The organism is Aeromicrobium sp., assembly GCF_047606445.1.
Lineage (GTDB): Bacteria > Actinomycetota > Actinomycetes > Propionibacteriales > Nocardioidaceae > Aeromicrobium.
This window is the reverse complement of sequence record NZ_JASGEK010000013.1, coordinates 83730-92713: the sequence shown is the minus strand read 5'-3', so window position 1 is coordinate 92713 and position 8984 is coordinate 83730. Positions and strand designations below refer to the sequence as shown.

7 protein-coding genes are annotated in these 8984 nt (G+C 72.5%); 3 read left to right on the top strand and 4 right to left on the bottom strand.

Going from position 1 to position 8984, the window contains the following annotated elements; all coding sequences use genetic code 11:
• Together QM621_RS03770 and sepH are read left to right on the top strand one after the other, a co-directional pair.
• Positions 1 to 335 (top strand): hypothetical protein (locus QM621_RS03770; RefSeq protein WP_414989018.1); only part of this gene is annotated, 335 nt, incomplete at its 5' end.
• Between the two features lie 85 nt (positions 336 to 420).
• Positions 421 to 1371: a septation protein SepH gene (gene sepH / locus QM621_RS03765; RefSeq protein ID WP_414989017.1), complete on the top strand. Its 951-nt coding sequence runs from the start codon at positions 421 to 423 to the stop codon at positions 1369 to 1371.
• Between the two features lie 63 nt (positions 1372 to 1434).
• Here sepH and QM621_RS03760 read toward each other — a convergent pair whose 3' ends face one another.
• From QM621_RS03760 to QM621_RS03745, 4 genes are read right to left on the bottom strand one after another with little or no spacing between them, the layout of a single operon-like run.
• Positions 1435 to 2088 (bottom strand): thymidine kinase, encoded by a 654-nt coding sequence (locus QM621_RS03760; protein ID WP_414989016.1) that lies wholly within the window; start codon positions 2086 to 2088, stop codon positions 1435 to 1437.
• Between the two features lie 7 nt (positions 2089 to 2095).
• Positions 2096 to 3169 (bottom strand): alkaline phosphatase family protein, encoded by a 1074-nt coding sequence (locus QM621_RS03755; protein WP_414989015.1) that lies wholly within the window; start codon positions 3167 to 3169, stop codon positions 2096 to 2098.
• Position 3170: 1 nt separating this feature from the next.
• Positions 3171 to 3764 (bottom strand): DUF5998 family protein, encoded by a 594-nt coding sequence (locus tag QM621_RS03750; protein ID WP_414989014.1) that lies wholly within the window; start codon positions 3762 to 3764, stop codon positions 3171 to 3173.
• Positions 3764 to 6472 carry a GNAT family N-acetyltransferase gene (locus QM621_RS03745; protein WP_414989013.1) on the bottom strand — a complete coding sequence of 903 codons (2709 nt, stop codon included), beginning with the start codon at positions 6470 to 6472 and terminating at the stop codon, positions 3764 to 3766. The genes QM621_RS03750 and QM621_RS03745 overlap by 1 nt, the downstream gene beginning before the upstream one ends.
• Positions 6473 to 6520: 48 nt before the next feature.
• Between QM621_RS03745 and QM621_RS03740 the strand changes: the two genes are divergently transcribed.
• Positions 6521 to 8980: a DNA gyrase/topoisomerase IV subunit A gene (locus tag QM621_RS03740; protein WP_414989012.1), complete on the top strand. Its 2460-nt coding sequence runs from the start codon at positions 6521 to 6523 to the stop codon at positions 8978 to 8980.
• Positions 8981 to 8984: the final 4 nt, after the last annotated feature.

Here is an 8984-nt window from a genome sequence, read left to right as displayed (position 1 = left end):
CCGCCGCCCGCGCGGGCGCGCCGCTCACGCTCAGCGTCGACACGCCGCTCGCCGTGCCGGGCGCGGCCGCGCACGTCGAGGACCACGAGGCGTGGCTGCGACGGCTGTCGGGCGTGCGCTCGGGCCGGGTCCGGCTCGTCGGATCGCCCCGCCGCGACGCCTCTCAGGCAATTCATGGGCGCGCCGAGATCTCGCTCTGGACCGACCCGCCGACGCAGTCCGGGCGGATCGAACTCCTGGCTTTCCTGCGAGAACAGGCGATATCGGTGACGCGACACCACCGGGGACGCCCGCTCGCCCCCCTCGACGGCCTGCTCCCCCGAGGGCCGAGGTAGTTTCACCCTTCGAATCACCCGGCGTGTCGCCGATGCATTGAAAACAACTGCCTGTGACAATGGCACGCAGGCAAGGAGGACCTACATGCGCGAACTTGGTTTGGACCGGATCAGTCAGGACGGCGCCAACCTCATCGCTCGCGACCCCAACACCGGCGATGAGTTCACAGTGCCGGTCGACGACCGGGTGATGCGACTGCTGGCGGTGGCCAACCAACGCCGTCGGCCGAGCGGTCCGGTGACCACGGACAGGGCGATCCAGAGTTCGCTGACCCCGCGCGAGATCCAGGCGCGGATCCGCCATGGCGAGTCCCCCACCGAGGTCGCCGCCGCCGCGGGCGTGCCAGTCGAGCGGATCGACGGCTTCGCCGGGCCGGTGCTGGCCGAGCGCGCCTATGTGGCCGAACAGGCCCGCGGCACCACGCTGCGCCGCAAGCAGATCGGCGGCGCGCCCATCACCCTGGGCTCGCTGATCGACGAGTACATCAGCGACTTCGGCGGCATGCCGGAGGACGCCCGCTGGGACGCGTGGCGTCGTCAGGACGGCCGCTGGGCCGTGGCGGTCACCCCGGCCGACTCCCCGGCCGCGCACTTCCTCTTCGACGTCAAGAGCCACTACATCGTGCCAGCCGACGAGGTCGCACACAGCCTGGTCGGCGAGGTCGCGCATCCGCAGGAGTCCTCGCACATGGAGTTGGCCGACGCGGTCCTCTCCGGCGAGGAGCAGGCAGAGGCGGCCCCGGCGGCCGAGGCCGACGACGAGGAGCAGGGCGAGCCCGCTCCGGTCGCCTCGCTCAAGGAGGCGCGCGACCGTCGGGCGATGGAGCAGCTGGCCCAGGCCTCGGCCAACCAGTACAGCCTGACCGACCAGCTCGGCTTCGAGGAGGTCGACGAGGACGAGCCGGTGGGTCTCGCCGACGACGAGGACGAGGCCTCCGAGCAAGGTCGCCGCCGCTCGTCCGAGGGGGGCCGCCGCCACGAGCGCCGCCGGGTGCCCAGTTGGGACGAGATCATGTTCGGCGGACGCGACGTCTGAGCCGCACGCGACACGACCGACGAGGCCGGGCGAGGGATTCCCTCGCCCGGCCTCGTGCCGTCTTCAGTCGAACGGCAGGACGTCGGGCGACAGGGCGGCGGCCTTCGCCAGCGCGGCGGTCATGCGCTGACGGTGGTGGCGGCGGCACAGCACCTCGTAGCCGACCTGGGGCGTCGGGCGGTCGGGGTTCTCGACGTCGCCGACGACGATGACCTCGCCCTCGGTGACCATCACGCCGTCCTCGGTGCGCGCGTTGTGCGTCGCCCGCTCGCCGCACCAGCACAGCGTCTCGACCTGCAGCGTCAGCATGCGGTCGGCCAGCTCGACCAGCCGCGCCGACCCTTCGAACAGGCGGGTGCGGAAGTCGGTGAGGATGCCGAAGCAGAACACGTCGACGTCGAGCTCGTCGGCGATCTTGGCGAGGTCGTCGATCTGCCGGGTCGTGTAGAACTGCGCCTCGTCGGCGACGATGTAGTCGATCCGCTCCGCGTGGGTCAGCTCGTGGACCACGTGCTCCCAGAAGTCGAAGTCCGGCGGCACCTCCGTGGCGGCCGCCGACAGGCCGAGCCGACTCGACACCACGCCCTCCCCCGCCCGGTCGTGCGAGGTGAACACCCGCCCGCGCCGGCCTCGGGAGCGGTGGTTGTGGTCGACCTGGAGCGCCAGCGTGCTCTTGCCGGAGTCCATCGTGCCGAAGTAGTAGATCAGGTCGGCCATGACCGCCTCAGGCGAACAGCAGGGGGATGCGGGTCTCGGCCTCGCTGGTCGAGCCGTGGAAGCCGCGCATGCCGAACTCGCGGGCGAACTGCGTCGAGCTGAACATCGCGAAGTCGCCCCGCGCGGCGACCACGACGTCGCCGAAGCGTCCGGCGACCGACGGGTCGAGCGGGCCGAACCAGTCCTCGGCCTCGTCGCGCAGCCGGACCTCCGCCCGGTCGCCCAACTGCTCGCGCCAGCGCTCGGCGACCGCCTCGGCGGCCCCCGGAGCGGTGTAGAGATGGCGGAAGCGCGCCTCGCCCGCGATCAGCTCGACGTCCTCCGACAGCGTCGGCCACTCGTCGACGTCGAAGCGGCCCTCGGCCGGCAGGTCGACCATGCCGTGGTCGGCGGTGACGACCAGCAGCACGTCGTCGGGCAGATCGGCGCGCAGCCGCGACAGCTCGCGGTCGACGCGGCGCAGCTCCTCACGCCATTTCCCGCTCGTGCAGCCGTGGCCGTGTCCGGTGTGGTCGACGCCGGACTCGTAGGCGTAGACCGCCGGACGCCCCGGTTGCTCGGCGAGGTCGACCAGCACGTCATGGCGCTCCCAGGTCGAGGAGACGCCGTGGAAGGGGACGCCGCGCTGGGTGCAGAGGGTCAGCGCCGTGCCCTCGAAGCGCGCCTCGTTGACCGAGCAGGCGTTCACCCCGTCGGCGGCCAGCCGCTCCAACACCATCGGGTGCGGCTGCCATGCCAGCGGGTCGACGGGGCGGTCCCAGTTGATCGAGTTCAACCGCTCCCCCGTGGCCGGCACCCGGACGGTGTACCCGGCGACCCCGTGCGCGCCGGGGCGCAGGCCGGTGCCGAGGGAGGTGAGGCTCGTGACGGTGGTCGACGGCAGATTGCTGCGCACCCCCTCGACCGCGTCGAGCCGGTTCAGGAAGGGCGCGTGGTCGGCGTTCTCGCGCAGGTTGACCTCGCCGAGCCCGTCGACGAGGAAGACGATGTAGCCGCGCGCCTCCGGCAGCGGGATCGTCGCCTCGAAGCCGGGCGCGCCGAGCGCCGCCCCGACCGACGGCCAGACGTCGTGGATGCGCATGTCAGCCCCGCCCCCTCCCACGCGCCGTCGGGCGCGCCGCAGGACGGGCCGTCGCCGACGACAGGTGACGGGCGAAGTCGAGCAGCCGCTCGACGGCCTGGCCGCCGTCGCCGGCCGCGGCCAGCCGCAGCGAGAAGTCGTCGCTGCTGACGCTGCCGGTGTAGCCGTGGTCGGCGTCGCAGTGCGGGTCGTCGCACCGGGCGGGCTCCAGGTCGAGGCGCTGCACCGCGCCCCAGCCGATCGTGAGCACCGCCTCCTCCAACTGTCCGGCGGTCGACACGATGCGGGTCACCACGACCGACGCCACCTGGTCGAGGCCGACCGCCTCGGAGGTGGTGGAGGTGTACGGGCGCGGCACGAGGTCGTCGGCGGGGTGCTCGTCGGTGTGCAGCAGCACCATGCGGGTGCCGGTGAGCACCAGCACCGTCATATGGCGGCGGATCTCGTCGCGGTCGAAGGTCGGCTCGTGGTGCGCGACGAAGGCGGCGACCGTCTCTCCGGCGAGGGCGTCGCGCAGGCCGTCGGCGACGATGTCGGGGTAGTAGCCGCTGCGGTGGATCTCGGCGTACAGCTCGGCGCTGCGATCGTGGGCCATCACGCCAGCGTATCGGTGACCGCGACGGTCGTCGTGAGGCGGCGGGTGTACCACTCGCCGCGCCGGTCCTGGGTCGGCACGACCTTCGCCCGGGCGCTCAGCACCGTGATGCCGTCGGGCCGGATCAGCACCGGCTCCAGGTCGAGCTCGGTGACCTCCGGCAGGTCGTCCTTGAGCGCCGCGATCCGCAGCAGCAGCTCGTGGATCGCCGCGACCTGGACCGGCTCGGAGCCCCGGTAGCCGAACAGCAGCGGCGCGGCCCGCAGGTCGGTGACCATGCTCTCGACGTCGGTGTCGGTCAGCGGCGGGATGCCGTAGGCGCGGTCGCCCAGCAGGTCGCTCGGCGCGCCGGACAGGCCGAAGGAGACCAACGGCCCGAACAGGCCGTCCTCGGTGGCCGCGAAGCCGAGCGGCACGCCGCCGGGCGCGGTGCGCTGCACGTAGAAGCGGGTGTCGGCGCGCACCCCGTCCCACTGCGACATCTCGTCCCAGGCGCGGCGCATGTCGTCGGGCGAGTCGATGGCCCGCCACACGTGCTCCAGGTCGGGGCGCGCCCGCAGATGCTCGCTGCCGGCCTTCAGCACGACGTCCCAGCCCAGCTGCTCGCCCGCCGCGACGGCCTCCTCGACCGTGTGCACGTTGACCCAGGTCCACAGGTCGACGCCGTAGCAGGCGAGCAGCGCGTGTACCTGCTCGGTCGACAAGACGGCTCCGCGCGGCGCGATCCGCACGACGCTCTCGACGATCTCGCGGGCGTCGTCGGCGCGGATGTCGTCGAAGGAGCGGTACTCGCCCTGGTCGTGGGAGGCCCACTCGGCGTAGTTGACCACGCGGGCCAGCGCCCGCACCGCCGACTCCGGCGCGGCGTAGGACGGCACCGAGCCGCGACCGGCCGAACCGCCCGCGAGGTCGGGCACGCGCAGCAGCTCGGGCACTCCCTCGCTGCCGAGGAAGGTCGACACGATGGGCTTGTCGGACTGCTCGCCGATGGCCGCGAGCACGTCGGCGACCTCCTCGCCCTTGGTGTTGAGCGGCGGGATGTAGACCACGACGAGCGCGTCGACCCGGGGGTTGGCCAACGCGTTCTCGATGGCCGCCTCGAAGTCGTCGGCGTCGGCGGTGGCGCCGAGCGAGACCGGGGTGAGCACCTCGAGCCCGGCGGCGCTGCCCGCGTCGGCGACCAGCAGGGCCATCGCGTCGGAGTTGCCGACGATGGCGATGCGGTTGCCGCGCGGCAGCGGCTGGTGGGCCAGCACCTGCGCGACGTCGAACATCTCGTCGAGGGTGTCGACCTGGATGACGCCCGCCTGGCGGAACATCGCGTCGACGGCCGCCTGCGGGGCCGAGCTGCGCCGCACCGTGTGGCCGACCGGCACGCCCTGGGTCGAGCGCCCCGACTTGACCGCGACGATCGGCTTGACCGCCGAGACCCGCCGGGCGATGCGCGAGAACTTGCGCGGGTTGCCGATGGACTCCAGGTAGAGCAGCACGACCTCGGTGGAGTCGTCCTCCTGCCAGTACTGCAAGAGGTCGTTGCCGGAGACGTCGGCGCGGTTGCCCGCCGAGACGAAGGTCGACAGGCCGAGGCCGCGCCGCGAGACCGACTCCAAGATGGCGGTGCCGAGCGCGCCGGACTGGCAGAAGAAGCCGACGCGGCCCTGCGGCGGCAGCGACGGCGACAGCGAGGCGTTGAGCTGGATCTGCCGGTCGGTGTTGATGACGCCGAGGCAGTTCGGGCCGATCAACCGCAGGCCGTAGGAGCGGCACAGGCCCAGCAGCTCGCGCTGGCGGCGGCGGCCCTCGCGGCCCTCCTCGGCGTAGCCGGCCGAGATCACCACGAGCCCGTGGACGCCCTTGGCGGCGCAGTCGAGCACGACCTCGGTGACGTACTCGGCCGGGACCGCCACGATGGCGAGGTCGACCTCGTCGGGGATGTCCTGCACGGTGCGGAAGGCCGGCAGCCCGGAGACCGCCTCGGCGTTGCTGTTGACCGCGTAGACCGCGCCGGAGAACCCGCCGAGCACGAGATTGCGGACCATCGCCTGGCCGATGGAGTCGTGGCGGCGGCTCGCGCCGACGACGGCGATGCTGCGCGCGGCGAAGATGCGGGCGATGGAGGCCGCCTCGGCGCGCTGCTCGCGCGAGCGCATGACGCCGACCGCCGTGTCGGTGGCGTCGAGGGCGAAGGTGAGCTGCTGGACCCCGTCGGCGAGCTCGGCGCGCAGCGAGTAGCCCATCTCCCGGAACACCTGGATCATGCGCGCGTTGGCGGGCAGCACCTCGGCGTGGAAGCGCTCCAGGCCCCGTTCGCGTCCGGCCTGCGCCAGATGCTCCAACAGCAGTTGGCCGATGCCGCGCCCCTGGTGGGCGTCCTCGACGAGGAAGGCGACCTCGGCCTCGACGTCGCTGGTGGCGTCGTAGCGCCCGACGGCGATGATCTGGTCGGCCGCCGTGACGACGAAGGCGACGCGGCGGTCGTGGTCGACGGTGGTGAAGCGTCTGACGTCGCGGTCGGACAGCTTGGGGTAGGGCGAGAAGAAGCGGAAGTACTTCGACTGGTCCGAGACGCGGCTGTAGAAGGCCACGAACTCCTCGGCGTCGGCGGGAACGATCGGGCGCAGTTGCGCGACCCGGCCGTCGCGCAGCAGGACATCGGCCTCCCACTCGGGGACGGGGTGTTGGTCCGGGTCGTCGGGGGCGTCGCTCACGCCCCCAATCTACCGTCTGAGCAGGGGCGTTGTGCCAGAATCGCAGCCATGGCGCGCAGTGGAACCCGGTCCCCGGCAGTCGACGACTTCGACGAGCACATCGTCGACACCGATATCCGCGAGGAGATGCGCTCCAGCTTCTTGGAGTATTCCTACTCGGTCATCTACTCGCGCGCCCTGCCCGACGCCCGCGACGGCCTCAAGCCGGTCCAGCGGCGCATCCTCTACATGATGGACGACATGGGCCTGCGGCACGACCGCGGCCATGTGAAGTCCGCCCGGCCGGTCGGCGACGTGATGGGCCGCCTGCACCCGCACGGCGACGGCGCGATCTACGACGCCCTCGTGCGCCTCGTGCAGCCGTGGTCGCTGCGGCTGCCGCTGCTCGACGGCCACGGCAACTTCGGCTCGCCCGACGACCCGCCGGCCGCGATGCGCTACACCGAGTGCCGCATGGACGCCTCCGCCGAGGCGATGACGGCCTCGATCGACGAGGACACCGTCGACTTCCGCCCCAACTACGACGGCCGTGAGACCGAGCCGGTCGTGCTGCCCGCGGCGCTGCCGAACCTGCTGGTCAACGGCGCGTCGGGCATCGCCGTCGGCATGGCGACCAACATCGCGCCGCACAACCTGGGCGAGGTCGTGGCCGCCTGCCGCCACCTGATCGACCACCCGGACGCGACGCTCGAGGAGCTGATGCGCTTCATCCCCGGGCCGGACCTGCCGACCGGCGGCAAGATCATCGGCCTCGACGGCGTCCGCTCGGCCTACGCCAGCGGCAACGGCTCGTTCAAGATGCGGGCCACCGCCCGGATCGAGCAGATCGGCCGCCGCAAGGGTGTCGTCATCACCGAGCTGCCCTACAACGTCGGCCCGGAGAAGGTGCTGGAGTCGATCAAGAAGCTCGTGCAGAGCAAGAAATTGCAGGGCATCGCCGATCTGAAGAACCTCACCGACCGGCACTCCGGCCTGGAGATCGTCGTCGAGTTGAAGAACGGCTTCGTGCCCGAGGCGGTGCTGGAGCAGCTGTACAAGCTCACCCCGCTGGAGACCTCCTTCGGCATCAACGCCGTCGCGCTGGTCGACGGGCAGCCGCGCACCCTCGGCCTGCGCGAGATGCTCACGGTCTACCTCGACCACCGCTACGAGGTGGTCCGCCGCCGCACGTCCTTCCGGCGCGGCAAGGCGGCCGACCGGCTGCACGTGCTGGAGGGGCTGCTGCTGGCGCTGGTCGACATCGACGAGGTCATCGCGCTCATCCGGAGCAGCGAGAACCGCGCCGACGCGCGGGAGCGGCTGCGGCAGGTGTTCGAGCTGTCCGAGCAACAGGCCGAGTACATCCTCAACCTCACCCTCGGCCGCCTCACCAAGTACGACCGGATCGCCGTCGAGACCGAGATCTCCGAGTTGCGCGAGCTCATCGCCGAGCTCGACGCGATCCTCGCCGACGACGCGCTGCTGCGTCGCGTGGTCGGCGACGAGCTGGCCGCGACGGCCGCCGAGTTCGGCACGCCGCGCCGCACGGTGCTGTTGGAGTCGGCCGGGCAGACGGTCACCGCCGCCACCCCGGTCGAGGTGCCCGACGAGCCGTGCTGGGCGCTGCTGTCGTCGACCGGACTGCTCGCCCGCACCGCCGACGACGCCCCGCTGCCGGCGCCGGCCGACCGCGCCGCGCACGACGTCGTGATCTCGGTCGTGCGCACCAGCACGCGCGGCCAGGTCGGCCTCGTCGGCGCCGACGGGATCGTCCGTCGGATCGACGTGGTCGACCTGCCCGCGCTGCCGTCCACCGCGTCGGCCCCGTCGCTGCAGGGGGGCGTGCCGATCACCGAGCTGATCGACCTGCCGACGCGCCCGGTCACGCTCATGACCTTCGGCGAGGACCAGCCCGGCCTCGCCCTCGGCACCCGCCAGGGCGTCGTCAAGCGGGTCAAGCCCGACGAGCGGAAGGGCCACGACGCCTGGGAGGTGATCGCGTTGGCCGACGGCGACGAGGTCGTCGGCGGCGCCGATCTGGTCACCGGCGCGGAGCAGTTGGTCTTCATCACCTCCGACGCCCAGCTGCTGCGCTACTCCGCCGAACTCGTCCGGCCGCAGGGACGCGGCGGCGGCGGTGTCGCCGGCGTCAAGCTCGCCGAGGGCGCGCGGGTGATCGCCTTCGGCGTCGCGACCGACCCCGACTCCGCCCAGGTGGCGACGGTCGCGGGTCCGGCCGACGCGCTGCCCGGCATGACGAGCGGATCGGCGAAGGTCACCCCGCTGTCGGCCTTCCCCGCCAAGGGCCGGGCCACCGGCGGCGTGCGCTGCCAGCGGCTCCTCAAGGGCGAGGACGCGCTGGTCCTGGCCTGGGCGGGCGACGGCGCGGCGATGGCGGGGGCGGCGAACGGGGCGCCGGTCGAGTTGCCGGCCGTCGACGAACGACGCGACGGGTCCGGCACGCCGCTGCGCGCGCCCGCGTTCGCCATCGCGGGTCCCGCCGCCCGAGCGGGCGACGTGCGAGACTGAGCCC

What these genes read in the sequence shown, in the direction of transcription:
- sepH (WP_414989017.1), top strand. Translation starts at nt 421, where the DNA reads ATGCGCGAACTTGGTTTGGACCGGATCAGTCAGGACGGCGCCAACCTC.
- QM621_RS03760 (WP_414989016.1), bottom strand. Translation starts at nt 2,088, where the DNA reads ATGGCCGACCTGATCTACTACTTCGGCACGATGGACTCCGGCAAGAGC.
- QM621_RS03755 (WP_414989015.1), bottom strand. Translation starts at nt 3,169, where the DNA reads ATGCGCATCCACGACGTCTGGCCGTCGGTCGGGGCGGCGCTCGGCGCG.
- QM621_RS03750 (WP_414989014.1), bottom strand. Translation starts at nt 3,764, where the DNA reads ATGGCCCACGATCGCAGCGCCGAGCTGTACGCCGAGATCCACCGCAGC.
- QM621_RS03740 (WP_414989012.1), top strand. Translation starts at nt 6,521, where the DNA reads ATGGCGCGCAGTGGAACCCGGTCCCCGGCAGTCGACGACTTCGACGAG.